18 protein-coding genes and 5 pseudogenes are annotated in these 24,707 nt (G+C 63.1%); 10 read left to right on the forward strand and 13 right to left on the reverse strand.

The window, feature by feature from the left end; translation table 11 throughout:
* Window positions 1-12 precede the first annotated feature (12 nt).
* The 4 genes and pseudogenes from AB4N42_RS18120 to AB4N42_RS18135 all read right to left on the reverse strand — a co-directional run bounded on the left by AB4N42_RS18120 (window position 13) and on the right by AB4N42_RS18135 (window position 2,567).
* On the reverse strand, window positions 13-318 hold the full coding sequence (locus AB4N42_RS18120; protein ID WP_030138824.1) for a DUF6482 family protein: 306 nt from the start codon (window positions 316-318) through the stop codon (window positions 13-15).
* Entirely contained in the window at window positions 315-854 is a 540-nt protein-coding gene (locus AB4N42_RS18125; RefSeq protein WP_030138823.1) for a DUF3833 domain-containing protein, read from the reverse strand. Before AB4N42_RS18125 ends, AB4N42_RS18120 begins: the two co-directional genes overlap by 4 nt.
* Window positions 851-1,417 carry a chalcone isomerase family protein gene (locus AB4N42_RS18130; protein WP_033864438.1) on the reverse strand — a complete coding sequence of 189 codons (567 nt, stop codon included), beginning with the start codon at window positions 1,415-1,417 and terminating at the stop codon, window positions 851-853. Before AB4N42_RS18130 ends, AB4N42_RS18125 begins: the two co-directional genes overlap by 4 nt.
* A 93-nt stretch (window positions 1,418-1,510) precedes the next feature.
* Window positions 1,511-2,567: pseudogene (locus AB4N42_RS18135) on the reverse strand (LacI family DNA-binding transcriptional regulator).
* A 127-nt stretch (window positions 2,568-2,694) separates the two neighbouring features.
* Here AB4N42_RS18135 and AB4N42_RS18140 point away from each other — a divergent pair.
* From AB4N42_RS18140 to AB4N42_RS18150, 3 genes and pseudogenes are all read left to right on the forward strand, one after another.
* On the forward strand, window positions 2,695-3,618 hold the full coding sequence (locus AB4N42_RS18140) for a TIM barrel protein (RefSeq protein WP_460115102.1): 924 nt from the start codon (window positions 2,695-2,697) through the stop codon (window positions 3,616-3,618).
* Window positions 3,619-3,634: 16 nt separating this feature from the next.
* Window positions 3,635-4,805: pseudogene (locus tag AB4N42_RS18145) on the forward strand (Gfo/Idh/MocA family protein).
* Window positions 4,806-4,944: 139 nt separating this feature from the next.
* Window positions 4,945-5,847: a sugar phosphate isomerase/epimerase family protein gene (locus tag AB4N42_RS18150; RefSeq protein WP_045155837.1), complete on the forward strand. Its 903-nt coding sequence runs from the start codon at window positions 4,945-4,947 to the stop codon at window positions 5,845-5,847.
* A 10-nt stretch (window positions 5,848-5,857) separates the two neighbouring features.
* On the opposite strand, the gene AB4N42_RS18155 is transcribed toward AB4N42_RS18150, so the two are convergent.
* Window positions 5,858-6,316, reverse strand: a complete 459-nt coding sequence (locus AB4N42_RS18155; protein ID WP_030138817.1) for a metallophosphoesterase family protein — start codon at window positions 6,314-6,316, stop codon at window positions 5,858-5,860.
* 126 nt (window positions 6,317-6,442) lie between these two features.
* On the opposite strand from AB4N42_RS18155, the pseudogene AB4N42_RS18160 reads away from it, so the two are divergent.
* The 3 genes and pseudogenes from AB4N42_RS18160 to AB4N42_RS18170 all read left to right on the forward strand — a co-directional run bounded on the left by AB4N42_RS18160 (window position 6,443) and on the right by AB4N42_RS18170 (window position 12,186).
* Window positions 6,443-8,012: pseudogene (locus AB4N42_RS18160) on the forward strand (sensor domain-containing diguanylate cyclase).
* A 117-nt stretch (window positions 8,013-8,129) separates the two neighbouring features.
* A complete protein-coding gene (locus AB4N42_RS18165) occupies window positions 8,130-10,133 on the forward strand; it encodes a peptidase U32 family protein (RefSeq protein ID WP_217859438.1) in 2,004 nt (667 codons plus the stop codon).
* A 313-nt stretch (window positions 10,134-10,446) separates the two neighbouring features.
* Window positions 10,447-12,186, forward strand: coding sequence for a dipeptidase (locus tag AB4N42_RS18170; protein ID WP_460115103.1), 1,740 nt, complete (start codon window positions 10,447-10,449; stop codon window positions 12,184-12,186).
* Between the two features lie 135 nt (window positions 12,187-12,321).
* Here the strand turns inward: AB4N42_RS18170 and AB4N42_RS18175 are convergent, their stop codons facing one another.
* Window positions 12,322-12,549, reverse strand: coding sequence for a DUF3079 domain-containing protein (locus tag AB4N42_RS18175; RefSeq protein ID WP_030138812.1), 228 nt, complete (start codon window positions 12,547-12,549; stop codon window positions 12,322-12,324).
* A gap of 180 nt (window positions 12,550-12,729) precedes the next feature.
* Here AB4N42_RS18175 and AB4N42_RS18180 point away from each other — a divergent pair, with 180 nt between their 5' ends.
* From AB4N42_RS18180 to AB4N42_RS18195, 4 genes and pseudogenes are all read left to right on the forward strand, one after another.
* Window positions 12,730-13,260: an iron transporter gene (locus AB4N42_RS18180; protein WP_030138811.1), complete on the forward strand. Its 531-nt coding sequence runs from the start codon at window positions 12,730-12,732 to the stop codon at window positions 13,258-13,260.
* Between the two features lie 2 nt (window positions 13,261-13,262).
* On the forward strand, window positions 13,263-13,592 hold the full coding sequence (locus AB4N42_RS18185; RefSeq protein ID WP_030138810.1) for a cupredoxin domain-containing protein: 330 nt from the start codon (window positions 13,263-13,265) through the stop codon (window positions 13,590-13,592).
* Window positions 13,593-13,610: 18 nt separating this feature from the next.
* Window positions 13,611-14,469 (forward strand): annotated as a pseudogene (locus AB4N42_RS18190) (FTR1 family iron permease).
* Window positions 14,457-15,824, forward strand: a complete 1,368-nt coding sequence (locus AB4N42_RS18195) for a 4Fe-4S binding protein (protein WP_030138808.1) — start codon at window positions 14,457-14,459, stop codon at window positions 15,822-15,824. Before AB4N42_RS18190 ends, AB4N42_RS18195 begins: the two are co-directional and overlap by 13 nt.
* Before the next feature lie 552 nt (window positions 15,825-16,376).
* Here the strand turns inward: AB4N42_RS18195 and AB4N42_RS18200 are convergent.
* The 7 genes and pseudogenes from AB4N42_RS18200 to narJ form a co-directional block, all read right to left on the reverse strand.
* On the reverse strand, window positions 16,377-17,996 hold the full coding sequence (locus tag AB4N42_RS18200; protein ID WP_030137641.1) for a methyl-accepting chemotaxis protein: 1,620 nt from the start codon (window positions 17,994-17,996) through the stop codon (window positions 16,377-16,379).
* Between the two features lie 113 nt (window positions 17,997-18,109).
* Complete coding sequence (locus tag AB4N42_RS18205; protein WP_030137642.1) at window positions 18,110-18,805, reverse strand: anaerobic ribonucleoside-triphosphate reductase activating protein; 696 nt, start codon at window positions 18,803-18,805, stop codon at window positions 18,110-18,112.
* Window positions 18,802-21,006 (reverse strand): annotated as a pseudogene (locus AB4N42_RS18210) (ribonucleoside triphosphate reductase). The gene AB4N42_RS18205 and the pseudogene AB4N42_RS18210 overlap by 4 nt, the downstream one beginning before the upstream one ends.
* Window positions 21,007-21,295: 289 nt before the next feature.
* On the reverse strand, window positions 21,296-22,288 hold the full coding sequence (gene moaA / locus AB4N42_RS18215) for a GTP 3',8-cyclase MoaA (protein WP_323155893.1): 993 nt from the start codon (window positions 22,286-22,288) through the stop codon (window positions 21,296-21,298).
* A 25-nt stretch (window positions 22,289-22,313) separates the two neighbouring features.
* The gene (locus AB4N42_RS18220) at window positions 22,314-23,267 is read right to left on the reverse strand and encodes a peptidylprolyl isomerase (protein ID WP_323155892.1); all 954 of its coding nucleotides are present in this window, start codon (window positions 23,265-23,267) and stop codon (window positions 22,314-22,316) included.
* Window positions 23,268-23,277: 10 nt separating this feature from the next.
* Window positions 23,278-23,958, reverse strand: coding sequence for a respiratory nitrate reductase subunit gamma (narI, locus tag AB4N42_RS18225; protein ID WP_030137647.1), 681 nt, complete (start codon window positions 23,956-23,958; stop codon window positions 23,278-23,280).
* Entirely contained in the window at window positions 23,951-24,706 is a 756-nt protein-coding gene (narJ, locus tag AB4N42_RS18230) for a nitrate reductase molybdenum cofactor assembly chaperone (RefSeq protein ID WP_030137648.1), read from the reverse strand. The genes narI and narJ overlap by 8 nt, the downstream gene beginning before the upstream one ends.
* Between the last annotated feature and the right edge of the window lies 1 nt (window position 24,707).

The following is a 24,707-nucleotide window of genomic DNA, read 5'->3' on the forward strand; positions in this document are numbered from 1 at the left end:
GCATCGGCCTGTCTACCAAGGCTCATCCAGGAAAAGCGGCAGGCGCAGCGGCTCGATCAGCCCTTCACGCTGGCCGCACATTTCATCATGGACAACCTGTTGAATCAGCGTACAGGGCAGGCGCGGCACATCGCGCAACAGCTCCCGCAGATGCGTGGTGGAGCGAACTCGAAACGAATGTCCCGACTCGTCAAGCAACGTGAGCACTTCCCGGTCCAATCGGACACGTAGAAGGTAGATTCCGCCTTCCAGTGAGAGCAATTCCAACTCGACGATCCGACCCTCGACGGCCAGTTGGAGCAGTTCTTTCAAAGTCATGGCATGTCCCCCGCCTGGCGACGGAAGAACAGCGTCACTTGTCCCAGTTCGATGCCGGCCTTGCTCATGCTGGAGCGGTTGATCAGCGTGTCCTCGTCCATCAGGTACATCCAGTCGTCAAACGTCACCTCGTAAGTGGAATCGTCCACTTGCAGGTTCAGTCGATAGCGCCAGCGCAGCGCATTGCCCGCCACCTCCCCTAACGCCTCGCCAATTACATCGTCGGCGCGACCACTCCAAAGGCCCGGGCCGGTTGGCGTCAATGTCCAGACCCTACGCTGCCGGCTTCCATCGCTGTAGAGAAAACGCTCGTCGAGTATCAGTCGATCGCCCTCGCGGCGGCTGGAAATATCCACTTCGAAACGCTTGATCACTTCGCCCGAGCGCTTCTGATAGATGCCCCAGGCCTTGACGGGTTTGCTGAAGAAACGCTCCAGATCGAGTTGCGGTTGCTGGTCGGCATAGCGGCCTACGTTGACATTGCCGCAACTGGTCAGGCCCATCACCAGCAACAAGATGGCCAGCAGACGGATCATGGCGTGCTCCTTTTTGCGTTTGACGTATCGAGCCCCAGCAATCGTTGGCGCAACTCGGGATGACGCGTGCGCGGATCGAGCCAGATCGAGAAAAAACATCGGGAGAACAGCGTGTCGGCAATCTCGCGGGAAAGGCGTCCATCGACATAAAAGCGACTGCCTTGGCCGGGCAGGTACACGCCGGTGATGCGAGTGCCGGGTTGCACATCGACAAAGGCACCGCGCATCTGCGCCGCCCAGGCTTCCAGGCGCCCGGCATCCTGCACCGTGCCGGTGACGCGTTGCATTTCCTCAAGGCTGGTTTCGACCAGGTCCTGCTTGCTGATGCGGCGCCGATAATCGAGTTCAAGGGCAAAAGGCGTGTCCAGGCTCGGCTTGGACACGGTGCTCCAGAGCCGCGCCCGGTAGACGGCGAACCCGTACCAGCGAAAATCTGCCTCGCCGATCAGATCCGCTCCGGGCAAGGCCTCGCGCCAATCCGCCAAGGCATCACTGGCGTACAGCGCCAGCGCAAGGCTCATGGCACTTATCAAGCGGTGGCGGGCGGCTAAGGATCTGGGCATGGGCAAGCAACCGGTTTGCGAAGGCAAACCGATATTTGTACAACATCATAGTTTTGTACAGCTTTTTTGTAGGCAAATACCTTGGGATTTTCCCTAGACGCTTTCCGGTACATCAACCTGCAGCGGCACCACCCGCCTCGCCACCGGCCCTGCCAACGTGGCCGTCGCAGCCTCGACCAAGGCATCGACGGCCTCTTCCGCCAAGGCGATCACCGGATGGGAAAGTACTGCCTGGACCAACCCGGTCTTCAACGCGTCGCGGGTCAGCGGCGTGAGGTCATGGCACACCACCACGGGCAGGCGAAGCTGTTGTTCCTGAAGGCTACGCAGGGCGCGCAACACCCCGGCGATGCCGCCGCCAGCCACATAGAGCCCCGCCAGGTCGGGTTCTGCCGTGAGCAGGTCGAGCGTATTGCCATAAGCGAATTCATCGTCTTCCAGGGTCAGGCGCGAGGCGAGCAGTTCCCATTCACCGGACTGCTCCGCCAGGTAGCTGCGAAAGCTCAGTTCGCACAATTCCTGGCACTGGAAACGCTGGCTGCTGAGCATGACCGCCGCTGGACCGGGCTGCCTGGCGAGGCGGCTGATGAACCAGCCAGCCGTACGGCCTGTGAGGCGGTTGTCGAGGCCGGCGTAGCCGGTGCCGGCAGCTGCTCGACAATTCCGACAGCAACGCTACCACCGATATGCCTGTCTCACGCAATTGGGCCACCGCCTCGCGCACCCTGGGGTGATCGACCGCCACCACGCCGAGGCCGTCCACCTGGTCGCGCAGGGCCAGGATGCGTTGCGCCACGTTGACGGGGTCGAGGTCGTCCAGGTAACCGATGACCACCCGAATGCGCGCTCGCGCGCAGGTGGCGGCGGCGTTTGACAGGGCGTGGGCCAGCCCTTGGTAGAACGGCACCCCGCTTTTCTGCAACAGGAAGCCCAAGCGCAAGGTGGGACGGTCGTTGAGCACCCGTTGCTCGATCACGGCCTTGGCATGAAAACCCAAGCGCCCGGCCGCCGCGGCGATGCGCTGGGCGGTGTCGGCGCGGACATCGGCGCGCAGGTTCAGAACTCGGTCGACGGTCGACAGGCTCACGCCGGCTTCCCGGGCGACGTCGGCCATGGTCGGTCGTAGTTTTCGGCGGGGTTGCTTTGACATGTCTTGACACCTCTTTCCGGCATCATGAGGGGTTTTGCCACATTAAGCCATCACCCCATGGCCCGCTCCCCGCCGAGGCAATAGCATCAGGGCAAGACAAAAACAACAACACCGCCGGAGTGCTTCCATGGCGATTCACATCTGCACGGCGCCCTGCTGCTGGGGCGTCGATGACATCAAGAACCCGTTCCTGCCGCCGTGGCAACGGGTGTTGGGCGAAGCCGCCGAGGCCGGTTATCGCGGCATCGAGTTGGGGCCTTGCGGCTATCTGCCGCTGGAGGCCGAGACCCTCAGCCCAGCGCTGTCGGAGCACGGCCTTCACATCGTCGCGGGGACGATTTTCGATGACTTGGTAAGTCCGGCCAACCTGCCGGAGTTGCTGCGCCAGGCCCACGCCATTTGCGGATTGCTCAAACAGTTGCCGCCCATCGAACCACAACCCGGCCAACGCTTCGGCGGCCCCTACCTGGTGATCATCGACTGGGGCCACGAAGAACGCGACTACGCGGCCGGCCATTCGGATCGCGCGCCTCGCCTGGACGACGCGCGCTGGAACGCCATGATGGCGCATATCCGCGCCATCGCCGACGTCGCCTGGCACGCCTACGGCATCCGTGCCGTCATCCATCCTCACGCGGGCGGCCACATCGAATTCGCCGATGAGCTGGCGCGGCTGGTGGATGACATTCCCCACGACGTCGCCGGATTGTGCCTGGACACCGGGCACCTCTATTACGCAGGCATGGACCCCCTCGCATCGCTGCGTACCTACGCTCATCGCGTGGATTACCTGCACTTCAAGGACATCGACCCGGCGGTCTTCGACCAGGTGTTGAACGAACGCATCCGCTTCTTCGCAGCCTGCGCCCGGGGCGTGATGTGCCCGATCGGGCGTGGCGTCATCGATTACCCGGCGTTGCATCGCCTCCTACATGAGCTCGGTTACCAAGGCTGCATCACCGTCGAACAGGAACGCGACCCGCGCAATGCCGCCAGCAGCCTGGAAGACGTGGCGGCCAGCCGCGCCTATCTATCCCGCATCGGTTTTTAAAGGAAAAGGAGTCCTCATGATCAATGGCAGCAACATCCTTGCACGCCCCCTCCGCTGGGCCATGGTCGGCGGCGGCGAACACAGCCAGATTGGCTACATCCACCGCTCGGCCGCCCTGCGCGACCGCAACTTCGAACTGGTTGCCGCCGCGCTGGACATCGACCCCGAGCGTGGCCGGGCCTTCGGCCAACGGCTGGGGATCGACCCGGCGCGCTGTTATCCGGACTACCTGAGCCTGTTCGAGCTGGAAGCGCAGCGGCCCGACGGCATCGAGGCGGTGTCGATCGCCACCCCCAACGGCACTCACTACGCCATTACTCGCGCGGCCCTTGAAGCCGGCTTGCATGTGGTCTGCGAAAAACCGCTGTGCTTCACCCTCGACGAGGCCGAGGCGCTGCGGGACCTGGCGAAATCCAAGGGCCGCATCGTCGGCCTCACCTACGGCTATGCCGGGCACCAGTTGATCGAGCAGGCGCGGGCGATGATCGTCGCCCACGAGCTGGGGGAGATTCGCATGGTGCACATGCAGTTCGCCCACGGTTTCCATAGCGCACCGGTAGAGGCGCAGAACCAGGCGACGCAATGGCGCGTCGACCCGCGCCAGGCAGGGCCCAGCTATGTGTTGGGCGACGTGGGCACGCATCCGCTGTACCTGTCCAAAGTCATGCTGCCCGAGTTCCGAATCAAGCGCCTGATGTGCAGCCGGCAAAGCTTCGTCGCCAGCCGCGCCCCGCTGGAGGACAACGCCTACACCTTGATGGAATACGAAAGCGGCGCGATGGGCATGGTCTGGTCCAGCGCGGTGAACGCCGGCTCGATGCACGGCCAGAAGATCCGCGTGATCGGGTCCCGGGCGAGCCTGGAATGGTGGGACGAACGCCCGAACCAGCTGAGTTTCGAAATCCAGGGCCAACCCGCGCAAACCCTCGAGCGCGGCATGGGCTACTTGCATCCCGACGCGCTGCAAGACGATCGCATCGGTGGCGGCCACCCCGAAGGGCTGTTCGAAGGCTGGTCCAATCTTTATCGCCGCTTCGCCCTCGCCATGGACGCTGCCAACCGTGGCGACACCGAGACGCTGGCCGCGCTGCGTTATCCCGATATCGACAGCCGGCGTGGACGGCGTGCGCTGGGTCGAGCGTTGCGTGGAATCGGCTAATAACGATTCAACCTGGATCGCCTACTAACCCGCTGCCAGAGAATTCCTGTGGCGAGGGAGCTTGCTCCCGCTGGGGCGCGAAGCGGCCCCTTTTTGGGACTGCTGCGCAGTCCAGCGGGAGCAAGCTCCCTCGCCACGGTCATGAACGTTCCCCAAGGAGAACAACAATGAAAATCGCCCTCGATCCCTACATGCACCGCCACCTGAGCCTGCCGGACCTCTGCCGCAAGACCGCCGAGCTCGGCTACGAATACCTCGAGCTGTCGCCACGGGAAGATTTCCTGCCGTGGTGGGTTCGCCCGCGGGCCCACAAGGAACGCATCGCCGAATTCAAGAAGGCCCTGCGCGACCACGATTTGCAACTGGCTTCGCTGCTACCCATGTACCGCTGGGCCAGCCCGCACGAGGACGAGCGCCGGGCTGCGGTGAACTATTGGAAGGAAGCGATCCAGGTCGCCGTGGAGATGGGCTGCACCACGATGAACTCGGAATTCGGCCGCGGACCGTCGCCGGATCGCGGGCATAAGGTCAGTTGCTGTGGCGGCGTGCACAGCCATGAGTCGAGCGAAGCGGCCTGGTGGCGTTCGATGGAGGAATTGGTGCCGATCCTCGAATCCGAAGGCGTCACGCTCAACGTCGAGCCCCATCCGGAGGACTGGTGCGAGACGCTGCACCCGGCCCTGGACATGCTCAAGACCATTGGCTCGGACAACGTCAAGTTCCTCTACTGCACGCCCCACACCTTCTACTTCGGCGACGACATGAAAGCCATGATCGCCGAAGCCGGGCCGATGATTGCCCACGTGCACATCGCCGACACCTACAACCACAAGGCCTCGTCCGGCCTGCGCTACATCGTCAACCCGCCCGGCGCCAAAGTGACGGTGCACCAGCACATGGACATGCACCAGGGCGAGATCGACTGGGACCTGTTCTTTGGCGAGCTGGCCAAGACCGGCTTCGATGGCATCGTCACCGCGTGCGTGTTCGGCTGGGAGGAACGCGCAGATGAATCCGGGCGCTTCATGCGCCAGGAAATCCAGGCCTACGTCGACAAGTACTTCAGGTAAACCGTGCCCGTCACGGCAGCAACGGCACGATCCGTGGTTCGATCGCCTGTTCGCTGATCTCCAGCAGCGCCAGCGTCACCGGCAGCTTGAACCGCCGCCGGCCGGCGCTGCCAGGGTTGAGATAGAGCCGCTCGCCGCGCCATTCGATCAGCGGTTTGTGAGAATGGCCGGTGATCACCAGCCTCACGCCTGGGTCGAGCGGTGTCGGCACGTCGGCGATGTCATGGACCAACAGCACTTGCCATCCGCCAAGGTCGAACTGCAGGCAATCGGCGATGTGCCCTGCCCAATCAGCCGCCAAGTCATTGTTTCCCCGCACCACATGCAGCTCGGCGATGGTGGACAATGCCTCCAGAATCTGCGGGCTGCCTATATCACCGGCATGAATGATCCGCTCGCAGCCTTGCAGCGCCGCAAGCGCTTCGGGGCGCAGCAGGCCGTGGGTATCGGAAATGACGCCAACTTTCATGAACCTTCCTCCTGCGGCGTGTGTCGTGGGCTATATCTATCTCGTCGCAGTTAGCTAACGTGCTGAAATCGAATAGGATAGGCTCCGCGCTGAAAGGCGCGAACCTGTCGTGGAAAGGATATGTGAATGCTCGGACGCAAGCAGCCAGAGCCAAAAATCGAAAGCCCCGATGAAGCCTTCTCCCAGCAGGCTGTGCGAGCCGGGGCGGCGTTTCGGTTGACCGTCAGTTTCATGCTCGTGGTCATCATCGCCTTCCTGGCTGTCGAAGGCTGGCGAACATGGCGTGATTATCGCGCGGCCTTTGCCTCTGCGCGCGATTCGGTCACCAACCTGGCACGGGCAACCGCCCAACACGCCGAAGACACCATCCGACAAGTCGACGTGGTGACCGCCGCCCTCGCCGAACGCGTGGAAGGCGATGGTCTGCAAAACATGGACATCCCGCGCATCCATAGGCTGCTGGTGCAACAGGCCGCGATCATGCCGCAGTTGCACGGGCTGTTCATCTATGGCCCGGATGGCCAATGGCTGGCGACGGACAAGGAGGTGATCCCGGAAACGGCGAACAACGCCGACCGCGACTATTTCCAGTACCACCGCACCCACGACGACCGGGGCGTACGCATCGGCGAGGTGATCAACAGCCGCTCCACCAACGATTTGATCATTCCCGTCTCCAGGCGCCTGAACAACCCCGACGGTTCGTTCGCGGGCGTGCTGCTCGGGACCGTCAAGGTCAGCTATTTCGTCGATTACTACGGTGATTTCAAGATCGACGACAAGGGCGCGCTGGTCCTGGCGACACGCAGTGGAACGATCCTGGTGCGCCGGCCTTTCGTCGCCTCGGTGATCGGCAAGAGCCTGGTCAACAGCGTGATTTTCCGGGAGCATTTGCCCACCTCCAACCAAGGCATCGCCGAAGCCAGGGCCGTCGTCGACGACACCGAGCGCCTCTACGGCTACCGCGCCCTGACCACCTACCCGTTGGTGGTGGAAGCCGGCCTGTCCCGGGATTCAATCATCGGCCCCTGGCGTCGCGACCTGCTCAAGACCAGCCTGGTGCTGGTGTTCCTGATCTCGGTGCTGGTGGCTTTCGGCCTCATCGTGCTGAGCCAGTTGCGCTATCGCATGACCATGGAAAAGCAGATCCGCAGCGCCCACCAGGCCATGCGCGACATGGCGCTGACCGACAGCCTGACCGGGCTGGGCAACCGCCGGCGGCTGGACATTGCCCTGGCCGATGAGCTGCGCCTGGCCAAGCGCCAGGGTTCGTCCCTGGCCCTGATCATGCTCGACGTCGATTACTTCAAGCGCTTCAACGACCGCTACGGCCACGCCGCCGGTGACGACTGCCTGCGGGCCATTGCTGGCGCGATCGGGCAGACGATCAAGCGACCGGGTGACCTGGCGGTCCGCTACGGCGGCGAGGAGTTCACCGTGTTGCTGCCCAACACGGACAGCCCTGGCGCCGCCAAGGTCGCGCAGCAAATCCTCGAAGCCGTCCGGGCCTTGAACATCGAGCATGGCGATCATCCCTTGGGGATCGTGACCATCAGCGCCTAGCATCACCACCTGCCAGCCAAGCAACGAGGACGCGACCCCGGCCATGCTGATCAAGGCCGCAGACGCGTTTTTGTACCTGGCGAAGAACACCGGGCGAAACCGCTGGTGCAGTGCCGGTGCTTCCCGGCCCTGACGCGGCGATCAACCGCATATCGCCTCATATCACCCAATGTCGGGTTGCGCAGGTGCCGATCCGGCGCCTGGCGGCTACAATGCGCGCTTCGACCGTGACCAGCCTGACTAAAAAAACATGTCCTTGCCTAAACATCATCTGGAATTGCTCAGCCCCGCCCGCGACGTGACCATCGCCCGCGAGGCCATCCTGCATGGCGCCGATGCCGTGTACATCGGTGGCCCGAGTTTCGGCGCGCGTCACAACGCCTGCAACGAGGTGAGCGATATCGCCCAGTTGGTGGAGTTCGCCCACCGCTACCACGCCCGGGTGTTCACCACGATCAACACGATCCTGCACGACAACGAACTGGAGCCGGCCCGCCAGTTGATCCACCAGCTCTACGATGCTGGCGTCGATGCCCTGATCGTCCAGGACCTGGGCGTGATGGAACTGGACATCCCGCCGATCGAGCTGCACGCCAGCACCCAGACCGACATTCGTACCCTCGCCCGGGCGAAATTCCTCGACCAGGCCGGTTTCTCGCAACTGGTATTGGCCCGTGAACTGAACCTGCAGGAAATCCGCGCCATCGCCGACGAGACCGACGCGGCCATCGAGTTCTTCATCCACGGCGCGCTGTGCGTGGCGTTTTCCGGGCAGTGCAACATTTCCCACGCGCAAAACGGCCGCAGCGCCAACCGTGGCGATTGCTCCCAGGCCTGCCGCCTGCCCTATACCCTCAAAGATGACCAGGGCCGGGTGGTCGCCTACGAGAAACACCTGCTGTCGATGAAAGACAACAACCAGAGCGCCAACATCCGCGCCCTGGTGGAGGCTGGCGTACGCTCGTTCAAGATCGAGGGCCGCTACAAGGATGCGGCCTATGTAAAGAACATCACTGCCTACTATCGTCAGCGCCTGGACGATGTCCTCGAAGACCGCCCCGACCTGGCCCGCGCCTCCAGTGGCCGGATCGCGCATTTCTTCGTGCCGGACCCGGACAAGACCTTTCACCGTGGCAGCACTGACTATTTCGTCAGCGAGCGCAAGATCGACATCGGCGCCTTCGATTCGCCGACGTTCACCGGCGTACCGGTGGGCGTGGTGGAGAAAGTCGGCAAGCGTGACCTGCAAGTGGTGACCTCTGACCCGCTGTCCAACGGCGACGGTCTCAACGTGCTGGTCAAGCGCGAAGTGGTGGGTTTCCGGGCCAATATCGCCGAACCCAAGGGCGAGTTCCTCGATGACGAAGGCCAGAAGCGCTACCGCTACCGCGTCGAGCCCAACGAAATGCCGGCCGGCATGTACCAGTTGCGCCCCAATCATCCGCTGAGCCGCAACCTCGATCACAACTGGCAGCAAGCGCTGCTCAAGACCTCCGCCGAGCGCCGTGTGGGCCTGGCCTGGGTCGCACAGTTGCGTGAAGAGCGCCTGGCGCTGACCGCCACCAGCGAAGAAGGCATCAGCGCCAGCGTGGCCCTCGACGGTCCCTTCGGCCTGGCGAACAAGCCGGAGCAAGCCCTGGAACAATTGCAGGACCTGCTCGGCCAACTGGGCACCACCGAGTATCACGCCACGTCGATCAAGCTGGACGCGCCCCAGGCGTTTTTCATTCCCAACTCCCAGCTCAAGGCGCTGCGCCGCGAGGTGATCGAAGCCCTGACCACGGCACGCGTCGCGGCGCACCCACGGGGCGGGCGCAAGGCCGAGACCACGCCGCCGCCGGTGTACCCGGAATCGCACCTGTCATTCCTGGCCAACGTCTACAACCAGAAGGCCCGGGACTTCTACCACCGCCACGGCGTCAAGCTGATCGACGCGGCGTTCGAAGCCCACGAGGAAACCGGCGAAGTGCCGGTGATGATCACCAAGCACTGCCTGCGCTTCTCGTTCAACCTCTGCCCCAAGCAGGCCAAGGGCGTCACCGGCGTGCGCACCAAGGTTGCGCCGATGCAGTTGATTCACGGTGATGAAGTGCTGACGCTGAAGTTCGACTGCAAGCCCTGCGAGATGCACGTGGTCGGCAAGATCAAGGGGCACATCCTCGACCTGCCGCTGCCGGGCAGCACCGCGCAGCCGGTGGTGGGGCATATCAGCCCGGAAGATTTGCTCAAGACGATTCCGCGCGGGACGCATTGATCGGCGGGTCAGTTACCTCTCGGTTGAATGGACCGACGTCTTCGCGAGCAAGCCCGCTCCCACAGTAAGTGCTGCTACTCAGCCGCCTCTGCTGATCTTTTGTGGGAGCGGGCTTGCTCGCGAAGGCGATATTCCAGCCGCCGGAAAAGTTGGATCAGACGCGGCGCAGGGATTTTTCATTTCTGCGCCGTTTGCGCTTTTACGGGCGACATATTCCGTTCAAGGGTCTCCCCCAATCCGCGTTCATGATGCTAGGTTGTAAGTGATTGTTTCATCAAACGACACTTTTCCCTGCAAAGGAATGCCTGCCACCATGAACTTCCCGTTCAAGCGTCTTGCTATCGCCACCCTCGTCCTGTCCACCCTCTCCTCCCTGCCGTTATCGGCCAATGCCAACATCACTGCGCAACAAAGCGCGGACTTCGTCAAAGCATTCACCGATACCTCGGTCAGCGATTTCCGCCAGTTCCTGGCAAGCGTCGCCAAGAGTGACCTGGCCAAGTCCGCCAACCTCAGCCCCGCTATCAGCGCTTTCCAAGACAACAAAACCCTGTCCGCCGAGCAACAGAACGAGATCCATCGGCTGCTGGGTCTCTACGCCCGGGTGAAGTACGGCAAGGCCGCCACCGAGACCTTGCGCCAGTTGGTGGAAATCCCGACCTATCGCAAGGACGGCGTGGCCCAGCATGAAAACCCGGAGTTCCTGAAGATCGCCGACAAGATCAAGAGCCTGGCCAACGACTTCAACCTGAACATCCGCAACATCGACAACCGCGTCTATGAGATTTCCCTCGAAGGCAGCGGCGACGAAGTCGTGGGCATTCACGCCCATGCCGACGTGGTGCCGGTGACGCCGGAAAACTGGGTGCTCAAGGACGGCACCAAGCTTGATCCGTTCAAGGTCACCCTGGTGGGCGATCGCATGTACGGTCGCGGCACCGAGGACGACAAGAACGGCATCGTCGTGGCGCTCTACGCCATGAAGATCATCAAGGAAGAAAAACTGCCGCTGGCGCGTAACTTCAAGCTGCTGGTCGATACCACCGAAGAAACCACCGGCGATGCCATCCCCTATTATTTCGAGCGCAACCCGACGCCCAATTACAACCTGGCGCTGGATGGCAGCTACCCGGTGGTGATCGCCGAGAAAGGCTACGGCACGGTCATGGCCAATTTCCCACGTCGCGCGGGCCAGGGCAAAGGCGCCGAGATCACCGGGCTGACCGGCGGCATGGCGACCAACCAGATCCCATCGACTTCAGTCGCGACATTCGCCACCGACAAGCCCGCCGAACTGGCCGCCAGCCTGCGCAAGGCCGGCACCGACTACGCCAAGGCCAATGGCGGCGACTTTGAGGTAAAAAGCGAGGTGGACGGCAAGACGGTCAAGCTGACCTTCACTGGCGTTTCCGCCCACTCCTCCGAGCCTGAGTCAGGCGTCAACCCGGTGGCCAGGATGCTGGTGTTCATCAACGGCCTCGACGGCAAGGTCGCGCTCAAGCACAACCACATCACCGACTCCGCCCGCTATGCCACTGACAATTGGGGCCTGGATTACCTGGGCAAGAAACTGGGCATCGGCTTCTCCGACGCATTCATGGGCCCGCTGACCGCCTCGCTGACCTACGTCGGGATGGATGACAAGACTTTCAAGCTGGCCGTGAACCTGCGGGTGCCCGTGGGCAAGCCGACCGAGACGCTGAAAACGGAGATCAACGACAAGCTTTCCGCCTGGGCCAAGAAGTCCAAGGTCGCGGTGGCCTTCGATAACTCTATCGACGAACCGATGTACCGCAACCCCGAAGGCGAATGGGTCAAGGCGCTGCTGGCCGTGGCCACCGAGAACCTGGGCATGGAGCATAAGTTCGGCACCTCCGCTGGCGCCACGTCGGTCCATGACTTGCCCAACGGCGTGCAATTCGGCCTGGCCATGCCCGATGTGAAGTACACCGGTCACAACGACAACGAGTTCAAGACCGTGGAGCAGTTCCTGCTGGACCTGCAGGTCGTGACCGAAATGATGGGGCGGATCGGGCAGTTGCCGAAGCTCTAAGAAACGGCGTGATCCCCGTGGCGAGGGAGCTTGCTCCCGCTCGGTTGCGTAGCGACCGCAAGATCTTCAGGTCTGCTTCGCCCGAAGCGTCGGACCGGCCCAGCGGGAGCAAGCTCCCTCGCCACAGGGTTATTTTCATCCCTTCAGAGGGACGGCGGTTTCTTCCACGGCCTTGTCCGTCACATCCACCACGTCTATCCCCCAATCCCCGTGCAGGTACCAATCCTCGCCGATCATCTCCGCCGGGTGCATCGTGCGGTCGGCGCCGTTGCCGCACGCCAGCGCGGTCGACGCGCAGTAACGGTCGCACCCCCAACAAATGCGCTCGGGATGTTTGGGACTGATGGGAAAGGGCTTTGCCATGACGACCCCGCATGCCGGATGGATGTACCCCACCCTACCCTGGCGCCGCGCGGCGTCCCTTGATTCCGGTCAAGAACAGCGATCCGGGGAAAATCACGCTGAAAATTGACAAGAATCATTATTATTCGCAGCGAAGCTTCCTAGACTCGGCGCCATCACTTAGCCAACCAGGAAGTCATCATGCGCACACTCGCTCCCCTGTCCCTCGCCCTGTTGTGTCTCGCACCGCTGGCCCAGGCCAAGGAATACCCCATCGGCGAACCGCAACTGTGCCCCGGGCTTGAAGTCGGCGCGGTGTACCTGCAACCGATCGAAATGGCCCCCGCCGGCATGATGCGCGCCACCGCCGATTCCGATGTGCACCTGGAGGCCGACATTCGCGCCACGGCGGACAACCAGCAGGGCTTCCAGGAAGGCAGCTTCGTGCCCTATCTCAACGTCTCGTTCCAGTTGAAGAAACAAGGCAACGACACCGAGCTCAAGGGCGATTTCCACGCCATGGTCGCCAACGACGGACCGCACTACGGCGATAACGTGAAGCTGCTCGGCCCCGGCAAATACCAACTGACCTTCACCGTACTGCCGCCGGCTGGCCACGCATCCCTCGGCCGTCACACCGACAAGGAAACCGGCGTGGCGCCGTGGTTCGAGCGCTGTGAGCTGCGTTACGAATTCGTCTACGCCGGGATCGGAAAAAAAGGCGGGTACTGAAGATGAGTTGCCGATTCATCTGGCTGATGCTGGCCGGCCTGTCGCTGCCATCGATCGCCGAGGCCGAACTGCTCACTTACGAGCTGAGCATGCGCGACGGGCAGTTCACCCCGCCGCAGCTTGAAGTGCCGGCCGGCCAGCGTTTCAAGATCGTGCTGAAGAACATCGGCCAAGGCCCGGCGGAATTCGAAAGCACGCCGCTACGGGTCGAGAAGGTCCTGTCCCCCGGCGTGACCAGCTTCGTGGTGATCCACCCGCTGCGCCCCGGCCGTTACCCGTTCTTCGATGAATTCAACCCGCAGTTACCCGAGGGCAGCATTCTCGCCCGCTAATCCTCAGGAGAGGTTCGAATGACGCAATCGATGTTCATTGTCTGGCGCGAAAGCGTCGAGGCCTTGCTGGTGATCGGCATTCTCCAGGCCTGGGTGAGCCGCCAGCAGCAGGCCGACCGACTGCTGCGCTACGTTTGGAGTGGCGCGGCCCTCGGCCTGTTGCTGTCGGGCGTGCTGGCCGGTTTGATCCTGTTGGCCGGCGAAGCCATGAGCGGCGGCGCCAACGAGTGGTTCCAGGCGTCGTTGGCGCTGGTCGCCAGTCTGCTGATCGTGCAAATGGTCGGCTGGATGCATCGCAACGCCGGCACGCTCAAGCATGACCTCACGCGTCAGGCCGACCAACGCCTGGGGCGCCAGGGTGGGATGGGGCTGCTGGTGCTGGCGTTGCTTGCCGTCAGCCGCGAAGGCAGCGAAACCGTGGTCTTTCTCTACGGCAGCCGGCGCCCGGCTGGAAGGTCCTTCACTGGGGTTGTTCGCGGTCGGCGCGGTGGCCGGATTGGTCTTGTCGCTGCTGACCGTTTCCCTGCTCCACGGCAGCCGCCGATTCATCTCGTGGCCGCGCTTCTTCGCCATCAGCGAAGCGATCCTGCTGCTGTTGGGCTCGGCGCTTCTGGTCAGCGGTGTCGAGCGGATCGGCGGGCAACTGTTGGCGATGGATTGGCCGGAGGCGGTGTATCGCGCCATCGGCGATGCGCTGTGGGACAGCAGCGCCGTGCTGGACGACGGCCATGGCTTGGGCGCTTTTCTCGCCGACTTCACCGGTTATCGCGCCAGCCCCAGCCTGCTGACGTTGCTGGTGTGGCTCGGTTATTGGCTGGCCGTCGCCGGTTGGCTGCGGCCACGCAGCAAGGTGGAAAACCTGCCATGCCCGACCTGAACCCGGCGCTGCAGCGCCTCGGCGACGGCATGCGCCGCCATGGCGCGACCATCCGCACCGTGCAATGGGCGGTGGTGCTGTTCTACGCCGTGCTGTTGGTTCTCCCGGCGATGTTGCCGTTGCCGGACAGCCAGGCGCATCTCCTGGACAACTTGACGTTGTTGGCGCAGTTCCTGTTCTGGGGGATCTGGTGGCCATTCGTGTTGCTGTCTATCGTCCTGTTCGGCCGGCTCTGGTGTGGCGTGCTGTGTCCCGAAGGCGCCTTGAGCGAATGGGCCAGCCGATACGGCCGTGGCCTCGGCGTGCCACGGGGATTGCGCTGGGCCGGTTGGCCGACCCTGGCGTTCTGCCTGACCACGCTCTACGGCCAGTTGATCAGCGTCTATGACTATGCCCAGGCGGCGCTGCTGATCCTCGGTGGCTCGACCGTCGCGGCGGTCGTCGTGGGATTGCTGTTCGCCCGTGGCAAACGGGTGTGGTGCCGTTACCTGTGCCCGGTCAGCGGCGTCTTTGCCCTGCTCGCCCGCCTCGCACCCGTGCACTTCCACGTGGATGAAAAACGCTGGCTGGAAAACCCGGCGCCGCGCCGCCCGCCGCCCAACTGCGCGCCTTTGCTCGACATCCGCCGGATGCGCGGCGCCGCCGATTGCCATGCCTGTGGCCGTTGCAGCGGCCAGCGCGACGCGGTGCGGCTGATCGCCCGCTCCAGCAATCAGGAAATCCTCCAGGCCACCCCAACCACGGTCTCGCCTTGGGATGTGCGCTTGCTGTTCTTCGGGGTCATTGGCCTGGCGATGGGCGCGTTCCAGTGGACCGTCAGCCCTTGGTTCATCGCCTTGAAACAGGGGTTGGCCCAATGGCTGGTGTCGCACGACGTGACCTGGCCGTTGATGGACAACGCGCCGTGGTGGTTGCTGACGCACTATCCGCGGCTCAACGACAGTTTCAGTTGGCTGGACGGTTTTTGCATCGTCGCCTATCTGGGCATGAGTGCGTTGCTGATGGGCACTGCGTTGATGCTACTGATGCGCCTGGCGGCCCGACTCTCGGGTGATGCTGCACAGTATTGGCCCTTGGCCATCACCCTGGTGCCCCTCGGCGGTGCAGGGTTGTTCCTCGGCCTGTCGGCCACCACGGTGAAGCTGTTGCGCTACGAAGGGTTGTTGCTGGAATGGGTTCAGCCAGCCCGGGCGATGCTACTGGTCGCGGCCATCGGCTGGAGCTTGCTGCTGGGCTGGAAAGTGCTCGGCCGCGACGGCGCCGGGCCGATCCAGCGGATGCCCGCCATGACCTGTCTGGTCATGGCGAGCGGCTTGGTGGGATACGGTTGGTGGTTGCAGTTCTGGGGGTGGTAACACGAAGCCACCAACGTCCCCTGTGGGAGCGGGCTTGCTCGCGAAGGCGTCGGCACATCCAACTCCGATGCAAACTGACCCACCGCCTTCGCGAGCAAGCTCGCTCCCACAGGGATTTGCGGCGTCCACCATTTCCAGGCTCAAACACAAAGCCAATGTGGGAGCGAGCTTGCTCGCGAAGGCGTCGGCACATTCAAAACATGTGCAAACTGACCCACCGCTTTCGCGAGCAAGCTCGCTCCCACACGGATTTGCGGCGTCCACCATGTCCAGGCTCAAACACAAATCCAATGTGGGAGCGAGCTTGCTCGCGAAGGCGTCGGCACATTCAAAACATGTGCAAACTGACCCACCGCTTTCGCGAGCAAGCCCGCTCCCACACGGATTTGCGGCGTCCACCATGTCCAGGCTCAAACACAAATCCAATGTGGGAGCGAGCTTGCTCGCGAAGGCGTCGGCACATTCAAAACATGTGCAAACTGACCCACCGCTTTCGCGAGCAAGCCCGCTCCCACACAAGCTCGCTCTCACACAAGCCCGGTGCTACAAGGGCTACACCTTGAACCGCGCCACCGTCTCATGCAGCGACCCGGCCATCTGCGCCAAATCCTGGCCCGCCGTGTCGGTATGACGCGCACCGAGCAGCACCTGCTCGGAGAGGTTGCGGATGCCCACCAGGTTGCGGTCCACCTCGCGGGCCACCAGCGCCTGTTGTTCCGTGGCGCTGGCGATCATCAGGTTGCGCTCGTTGATCTGCGAGATCGAGCGGGCGATTTCATCCAGTGCCTCGCCCGAGCGCTGGGCCACTTGCAGCGTGGTCCGCACCCGTTCGCTGTTGCCTTGCATGGCGCTGACGGCCTGCTCGCTGTCCTGGCGGATGTTGCCGATCATGTCTTCGATTTCCCGGGTCGAGTCCTGGGTGCGATGGGCCAGGGCCCGCACCTCGTCGGCCACCACCGCGAACCCGCGTCCGGCATCCCCGGCCCGGGCCGCTTCGATGGCCGCGTTGAGCGCCAGCAGGTTGGTCTGTTCGGCAATGCCACGGATGACGTCCAGCACCGAGCTGATGTCCTGGACGCGTCCCGCCAGTTGCTGGATTCGTCCCGAAGTGTCGCTCACGCCGTCGGCCAAGGCATGGATCGACGCCACGGTTTCCTGGACCTGCTCCCTGCCGCGCTGGGCGGTCTGCTCGGAGAGTCGCGAGGCTTCGCTGGTGCTCACGGCGTTGCGCGCCACTTCATCCACCGCCGCGGTCATCTGGTTCACCGCCGCCGCGGCCTGTTCGATTTCCTGGCCTTGCAACTGCAAGGTGCTGTTGGTCTGGCTGCTCACCGCGCTCAACTCCTCGGACGAACTGGCGACCCGATCCACCGACGCCGCAATCTGCCGGACCATCGTATTCAGGCTCTGCTGCATATCGTGCATGCTGCCCATGACGCTGTCGTTCGCCCCGATACCCACCGGCACCCGGATCGTCAGGTCGCCACGGGCGATGTGGCTCAGCACCCGCGCCGCATCATTGGGTTCGCCGCCGAGCGGACGGGTCACGCTGCGCGTCACCAGCAGCGCGACGGTGCTCACCACGGCCAGGCAGGCCAGCACCAACGCGAGCATGTTGCGTCGCGCCTCGCTATAGCGCGCCTGGGCCAGTTGTTCGCGCTCGCCAAAAATCCTGCCTTGCATCGCCATCATCACTTCAAGGCTCTTGTACACCTCAAGCTCCGCCGGGATCACGCCCTGCTTGAGCTGCGTCATCGCCTCGTCCGTCGCGCCCTGGCGGATCAGCGCCTGCACCTGGACGAACGCGGCCACGTAGGCCTCGCGGCGCTTCTTCAACTCGGCGTAGGCGGCCTTGCCTTCGGGTTGGTCGAACAGCGGCTCCAGCGTCGCAAAAGCCTGGGTGATGCGCTGGCGGGTGGTGTCGATGGATTGCTGGACCTGGGTGTTGTTCTTGTCGATCAGCAGATCCCGAGTGTTCCTGGCGTTGTCGCGCACGCCCGTGGCGATGACCATGATCGGATCGATCTTCGGCCAATCCTGCCGGACGATCTGCACCGCCTGGTCACGCAGCATCGCCAAGTCGTTCAAGGCGTACAGTGCCAGGGCGATCAACGCCAGTGGCGCGATGGCAAAGCCGATCACGATACGTTGGGCAGTGGTGATTCTGGTCATGTCAAATGCTCCCTGTTCAACTACCTGCCGACTGGCAGCGCATTTGAAAACCATTGGAAAAAGTGTGGCCCGGACATCCCGGGCCGCTGTCGATGATGGATTCCCGCTGTCGCTCAACTGCGTAGAACGAACGAGGGAAACAACTCGCGCAGGGCGGCCCACAGCTCGGGCTGCAAGGCGTGTGCCGAAACGCTGGAAAGGTGGGGGTCGAGCATCCGCGCGGTGCGTACCAACTGCACGGCAAAACGACTGACGCCCCGCTCGCTCAAGCGGCGGGCCAGGGCCAGCAGTCGGTCGGGGTCGAACAGGTGCCAATGCACGGTGGTCCGGCATTCATAGTCCACGCCGCTGTCCAGCAGATGGTCGAGGCTGCGCCAGTTCGCCGCGCCGCTGCCTTCGACCCGGGTCACGTCCAGGGCGTCCTCGGGCAAGGCCTTGATGTCGAAGCCGACCCAATCGGCCTGTCCGACCACCTTGGCGAAAGCCGCTGGCTTGATACCGGCGCTGTGCAGGCCGATGCGAAAACCCATCTGCCGCACCTCGTCCATGGCCGCAGCCAGGCCGTCCTGCAAGGTCGGCTCGCCGCCGCTGAACACCACGGCGTCGAGCAGATCCTGGCGACGTTGGAGGAACGCCAGCACCCGACACCACTCCACTTCCTCGCTGCCGCGTGGCGGGATCAGTTGCGGGTTATGGCAATAACGACAACGCCAGGCACAACCCTGGCAGAACAGGACGCAGGCCAGTTGGCCGGGATAATCGAGGGTGGTCAGGGGCACCATGCCCCCAACCCGTAGCACTCGACTCATGGACGCCCGGCCGCGCGTTCGGTGAAGTGCACCCGCTCGCGGTGTTCGGATTGCTTGCCCGGGTTGAAGGCCGCCACCGGGCGGTGATAGCCCATGACTCGGGTCCAGACTTCGCAACGTTGACGCTGTGCCTGTGGAATCGTTTGTACTGCGCTCATGGATAAAGCTCCTTGCGGTCGATGGATTCAGTGAACGGTGCCTTGGTGCTGTTGTTGCAACAGCAAGGCCTCGTCGCATTTCGGGCAGAACTCGTGTTCGCCGGCCAGGTAGCCGTGCACCGGGCAGATGGAGAAGGTCGGCGTGATGGTCAGGTACGGCAGGCGGAAACGCCCCAGCGCCTTGCGCACCAGTTGCTTGCAGGCCTGGGTCGAGGAAATCTGCTCGGCCATGTACAGGTGCAACACGGTGCCGCCGGTGTACTTGCATTGCAGCTCGTCTTGCAGCTCCAGGGCTTCGAACGGATCCTCGGTGAAGCCCACCGGCAACTGCGACGAGTTGGTGTAGTAAGGCGCGGCCGGGCTGCCGGCCTGAAGGATGTCGGGATAGCGCTTGAGGTCTTCCTTGGCGAAGCGATATGTGGTGCCTTCGGCGGGCGTGGCTTCGAGGTTGTAGAGGTGGCCGGTTTCCTCTTGGAAACGCAGCAATGTGGCGCGCACGTGGTCCAGTAGTTTCAGCGCGAAGGCCCGGCCCTGTTCGGTGTGCAGGCCCTCCTGGTCATCAGTGAAATTGCGCAGCATTTCGTGCAGGCCGTTCACGCCGATGGTGGAAAAGTGATTGCGCAAGGTGCCGAGGTAACGCTTGGTATACGGGTACAAACCGGCATCCATGTGATGCTGGATGACCTTGCGCTTGACCTCCAGGCTCTCCTTCGCCAGTTCCATCAGGGTATCGATGCGTTGCAGCAGCCCGCTGGTGTTGCCTTTGTACAGGTAGCCCAGGCGCGCGCAGTTGATCGTCACCACGCCAAGGGAACCGGTCTGTTCCGCGGAGCCGAACAAGCCACCGCCGCGCTTGAGCAGCTCGCGCACGTCCAGTTGCAAGCGGCAGCACATCGACCGCACCTGGTTGGGTTGCATGTCCGAATTGAGGAAGTTCTGGAAATACGGCAGGCCATAGCGGGCCGTCATCTCGAACAGGCGGTCGGCGTTCTCGCTGTCCCAGGGGAAATCATGGGTGATGTTGTAGGTCGGGATCGGGAAGGTGAACACCCTGCCCTTCGCGTCGCCAGCCTGCATCACCTCGATGTAGGCGCGGTTGATCAACTCCATTTCCGCTTGCAGGTCACCGTAGGCGAACGGCATTTCTTCGCCGCCGATCACCGGGATCTGTTCCCGCAGGTCCTGTGGGCAGACCCAGTCGAAGGTGAGGTTGGTGAACGGCGTTTGCGTGCCCCAGCGCGACGGTACGTTGAGGTTGTAGATGAATTCCTGCAGCGACTGACGGATGTCGTCGTAGCTGAGGTTGTCCTTGCGCACATAAGGCGCCAGGTAGGTGTCGAACGAACTGAACGCCTGGGCGCCGGCCCATTCGTTTTGCAGGGTGCCGAGGAAATTCACCATCTGCCCCAGGGCGCTGCTCAAATGCTTGGGCGGCCCGGCCTCGACCCGCCCGGGTACGCCGTTGAGGCCTTCGTGCAGCAAGGTGCGCAGGGACCAGCCGGCGCAGTAGCCGGCGAGCATGTCCAGATCGTGGATATGCAAATCCGCCTCGCGGTGCGCCTCGCCGATGGCTTGGCTGTAGACCTCGTCCAGCCAGTAGTTGGCGGTGACCTTGCCCGACACGTTGAGGATCAACCCGCCCAGGGAATAACCCTGGTTGGCGTTGGCCTGCACGCGCCAGTCTTCGCGATCGAGGTATTCGTTCATCGACGTGGCGACTTCCACCAGCGTGCGGCGATCCCGGCGCAGGCGTCCGTGCTGCTCGCGGTAGACGATGTAGGCGCGCATGGACAGGAAATACCCGGCGTCCATCAGCACGCGCTCGACGCGGTCCTGGATCTGCTCGACGTTCAAGCGTGTCTGCCCTTCCAACCTCGCCAAGACTGCCTCAAGCAAGCCTTCGGCCTCGGCTTCGGCGTATTCACCGGTGGCCTTGCCGGCGGCGATCAACGCCTGGCGGATCTTGTCCGCGTCAAAGGCGACCACACTGCCATCGCGCTTGTGCAAGCGGTTACACCCTACTGAGATCAACGTGCTCTGCATTTTCGCTCCAGACACTACATATAGGTGTTTTTAATCATTAATACACAATATGCAGTGGAGGATACGTCTGAAGGGATTGCTTGAAATTGACTGATGTCAAGAAGGACCACAGCTCGGAAAGCTCTTTCGTGAACACCGAAAACCGTGGCGAGGGGATTTATCCCCGCTGGGCTGCGCAGCAGCCCCTAAGCAGTCAACTTTAACCTGCCTGACACACTGGATTGACTGCATTTAGGGCCGCTACGCGCCCCAGCGGGGATAAATCCCCTCGCCACAAAAGCCGCCATCCTCAGCCACCGCTCATGTTCATGAACCGCACGATCTGCACTTCCCCGCCAGGGCTGAAGTCATGCTGCAACGGCTTGCCTTTCAATGCCCGTTTGATCGACTGAACGATCGGCTCATCATCCAGCGGATAACGCCGCAGCAAACCCCGAAGGTCGAGAGAATCCTCCTGCCCCAGGCACAGCAACAGGCGCCCTTCGACCGTCATGCGCACCCGATTGCAACTGGCGCAGAAGTTGTGGGTGTTGGGCGAGATGAAACCGATCCGTGTATCCGGGTGGCGTTCCAGGCGCACATAGCGCGCCGGTCCGCCGCTGCTCTCGGCACTGTCGAGCAGGCGATGATGACGGGCGATCTCGGCCCGGACGTCATCGCTGGAACAGAACGACTCACCCCGGGACCGCCCCACGTCGCCGAGGGGCATCTCTTCGATGAAACTGATGTCGATGCGCCGGTCGATGGCGTACTGCACCAACGCCGGCACCTCATCGAAGTTGCGCCCCTTCATCACCACACAGTTGAGTTTGATCCGCTCGAATCCCGCGCCGGTTGCCGCCTCGATGCCGGCCAGCACCCGATCCAGATCGCCGTTGCGGGTGATGGCCCGGAAACGCTCGCCGTCGAGGCTGTCGAGGCTGATGTTCATCCGCTTGACGCCAGCATCCACCAGCGGCCGGGCCAAACGTCCGAGCTGCGAGCCGTTGCTGGTCATCACCAGCTCCCGCAGGCCGGGCAATGCCGCGATGTCACGACACAGCCCGACGATGCCCGGCCGGATCAGCGGCTCGCCGCCGGTGAGGCGAATCTTCTTCACCCCCAGGCCGACGAACAACCGCGCCAGGCGCTGCAACTCTTCCAGGGTCAAGACTTGCTGGCGCGGCAGGAAGGTCATGTTTTTCGCCATGCAATACACACAGCGAAAATCACAACGATCGGTCACCGACATCCGCAAATAATCGATCTGGCGCCCAAATCCATCCTGCAACACCGCGTTCATGCGTACCTCCCGGTTGAGCCGCTATTCACTGCACCAGCGGCGAGTCGGCGCCCTGAAGATGAATGCCGCGAATATCCGCCGCACCGATCAGGGTTTGCAGGTACTGCACCAGCGCTTTTTGCCACACGCCCTGCTGCAACTGGGTGCGAATCGCCGTCGCCACCGCCTCGTACGGCAACGGCTGGCCGTCGATGCGCTGGTCGATGCTGATCACGTGCCAGCCATAACGGCTTTCCAGCGGTTTGCTCGCCAGGCCCGCCGGCAGGGTGAACAACTGGCGCTCCAGTTCCGGCACGGTCTGGCCCTTGCTGATCTGCCCCAGCGAACCGCCCTGCTCCTTGGACGGACACGCCGAATACTTCAGCGCCAACTCGGCGAAGCTGCCGGGGAACTGATCGAGCCGTTCCAGCAGCAACTCGGCCTGGACGTGGGCCAGGCTGCGGGCCTCGGCATCGTCCGGCGCGCATTCGAGCAGGATGTGCCGCACCGCCAGCAACGGCGCGCTGTGAAAGCGTGCACGGTTGCTGTCGTAGTAATGCAGGCAGGTCGCCTCGTCGCACTGTGGCACCTGCACTTCGCGCTCCAACAGCAACCGCGTCGCCGCTTCCTCTTCGTTTTCACCGGCGCCGACCTGCAACGCCAGGCCAAGCTCGGCGATGCGTTGCTGGAGCAATTCGCGAATCACCAAGGCACGGGCGGCCTGGTAGACCGCCTCCTCACGGCTTTCGGCCGGGTGATATTGCAGTTCCTGGGCCATCGCCTGCGGGGCGATCGACACCCCGTTGACGCTGATGATCGGCCACTCCTGCTCACTGCTGGCGATCAACTGTGGCGCTTCATCCGCCACTGCCTGCTCGGCCTGGGCCGGCTCGAACGCCACCGCCCCCACCGGTTCGATATCGACTGTCGGCGCGGTTTTAGCCGAGGAACCGCAACCGCCACCACCACTACCGCCACCACATCCGCATCCACTCGCCATGATCTTCTCCTCAGAACTTCTGCCGAACGATTTGATAACGACGCCCCAGGTACCAGACCGGCGCGCTGACGATGTGCACCAGGCGGGTGAACGGGAACAACACGAACAGGGTCAGGCCCAACAGCACGTGAAGCTTGTAGACCAGCCCCACCGGCGCCATCGAGGTCGCGGCTTCAACCGGACGCAACAGCACGGTGTTCTGTGCCCAGTCCGCCAGCATCACCATCACCGAACCGTCCATATGGGCGGTGGACGCGACGATGGTCATCAGCCCCAACACCAGTTGCACCAGCAGCACCACCAGTACGAGGATGTCCGACACATTGGAGGTGGCGCGCACCCGAGGGTCGGTCAGGCGCCGGTTGAGCAGCATCAGCAAACCGATCAGGCCGAGCACACCGAAGAAACCGCCGGAAACCATCGCCAGCAACTGCTTGTTCTCGGTGCTCAGGAAGTGGTGATAAACCGCCGAAGGCGTCAGCAGCCCGACGAAGTGCCCGGCCAGCACGAACAGCACGCCGACATGGAACAGGTTGCTCGCCACGCGCATGCCGCGCTTATTGAGCATCTGGCTCGAACCGGCCTTCCAGGTGTACTGGGACAGGTCGAACCGCGCCCAACTGCCGATCAGGCAGATCGCCAGGGCGACATACGGATAGACCCCGAACAACAACAGATCCCATTTAGACATTGCCCACCTCCCCGGCCGGCGCGGCGGCCAGCCCTTCATGCTGAAAATCCACCCAGTGCAGCGGCACTGCACTTTCTTCCCGGGCCCGGCCCGGCGCGCTCGGCATCGAGCTGCAACGGTCTTGTTGCTCGGCCTTCATGAAATCCACCGCCTCTTCTTCCCAGACTTTGTCCAGGGCTTCGAGGGAGTCATCCCTATGCTCGGCCTTCACTTGTTCGAGCATCTCGGCCACCGCCGCCTGGGGTTCGGCCCCGGCGATTTGCAACAAGGCCCGGAAACAACTGGCGTAGGCGCTTTCCCGCTCTTCCAGGCGCGCCGCGAGCAAGGCCAGCAGGTGCGCGACATCGGCCAGGCCCTCGCGGGCCTCCAAGTCTTCGCGGGTGGAGAGGAACTCCAGGTACAACGGGATGTAGTCGGGCAGCTCCTTGATGCCGATGGCAAACCCGGCTTCTTCGTACTGGGCCATCATGTCGACCATAGCCTGGCCCCGGTCGCGGGACTCACCATGGACGTGTTCGAACAACAACAGCGACAACGAACGACCGCGGCCGAACAGCGCGCCGTAGTGCTCCTGGCCGTCCATCAGGTCCTGGCCGCAGATCAACTCCAGTAGCTCGAACAACCCGGCGCGCTGGGCGGGGCTGATTTCCCGCGCCTGCACGATCGCCTGCTCCAGCTCGTCGCGTCCGGCCACCAGGTTTTCGGTCGGGTAGTCGAGCAGCAACGAAATCACTTTGAGAATGCGCATG

This window comes from Pseudomonas sp. H2_D02, assembly GCF_054677635.1.

Bases quoted from the DNA above. Each gene is read 5' to 3' on its own strand.
- AB4N42_RS18120 (WP_030138824.1), bottom strand. From the start codon at position 318: ATGACTTTGAAAGAACTGCTCCAACTGGCCGTCGAGGGTCGGATCGTC.
- AB4N42_RS18125 (WP_030138823.1), bottom strand. From the start codon at position 854: ATGATCCGTCTGCTGGCCATCTTGTTGCTGGTGATGGGCCTGACCAGT.
- AB4N42_RS18130 (WP_033864438.1), bottom strand. From the start codon at position 1,417: ATGCCCAGATCCTTAGCCGCCCGCCACCGCTTGATAAGTGCCATGAGC.
- AB4N42_RS18140 (WP_460115102.1), top strand. From the start codon at position 2,695: ATGGCGATTCACATCTGCACGGCGCCCTGCTGCTGGGGCGTCGATGAC.
- AB4N42_RS18150 (WP_045155837.1), top strand. From the start codon at position 4,945: ATGAAAATCGCCCTCGATCCCTACATGCACCGCCACCTGAGCCTGCCG.
- AB4N42_RS18155 (WP_030138817.1), bottom strand. From the start codon at position 6,316: ATGAAAGTTGGCGTCATTTCCGATACCCACGGCCTGCTGCGCCCCGAA.
- AB4N42_RS18165 (WP_217859438.1), top strand. From the start codon at position 8,130: ATGTCCTTGCCTAAACATCATCTGGAATTGCTCAGCCCCGCCCGCGAC.
- AB4N42_RS18170 (WP_460115103.1), top strand. From the start codon at position 10,447: ATGAACTTCCCGTTCAAGCGTCTTGCTATCGCCACCCTCGTCCTGTCC.
- AB4N42_RS18175 (WP_030138812.1), bottom strand. From the start codon at position 12,549: ATGGCAAAGCCCTTTCCCATCAGTCCCAAACATCCCGAGCGCATTTGT.
- AB4N42_RS18180 (WP_030138811.1), top strand. From the start codon at position 12,730: ATGCGCACACTCGCTCCCCTGTCCCTCGCCCTGTTGTGTCTCGCACCG.
- AB4N42_RS18185 (WP_030138810.1), top strand. From the start codon at position 13,263: ATGAGTTGCCGATTCATCTGGCTGATGCTGGCCGGCCTGTCGCTGCCA.
- AB4N42_RS18195 (WP_030138808.1), top strand. From the start codon at position 14,457: ATGCCCGACCTGAACCCGGCGCTGCAGCGCCTCGGCGACGGCATGCGC.
- AB4N42_RS18200 (WP_030137641.1), bottom strand. From the start codon at position 17,996: ATGACCAGAATCACCACTGCCCAACGTATCGTGATCGGCTTTGCCATC.
- AB4N42_RS18205 (WP_030137642.1), bottom strand. From the start codon at position 18,805: ATGAGTCGAGTGCTACGGGTTGGGGGCATGGTGCCCCTGACCACCCTC.
- moaA (WP_323155893.1), bottom strand. From the start codon at position 22,288: ATGAACGCGGTGTTGCAGGATGGATTTGGGCGCCAGATCGATTATTTG.
- AB4N42_RS18220 (WP_323155892.1), bottom strand. From the start codon at position 23,267: ATGGCGAGTGGATGCGGATGTGGTGGCGGTAGTGGTGGTGGCGGTTGC.
- narI (WP_030137647.1), bottom strand. From the start codon at position 23,958: ATGTCTAAATGGGATCTGTTGTTGTTCGGGGTCTATCCGTATGTCGCC.
- narJ (WP_030137648.1), bottom strand. From the start codon at position 24,706: ATGCGCATTCTCAAAGTGATTTCGTTGCTGCTCGACTACCCGACCGAA.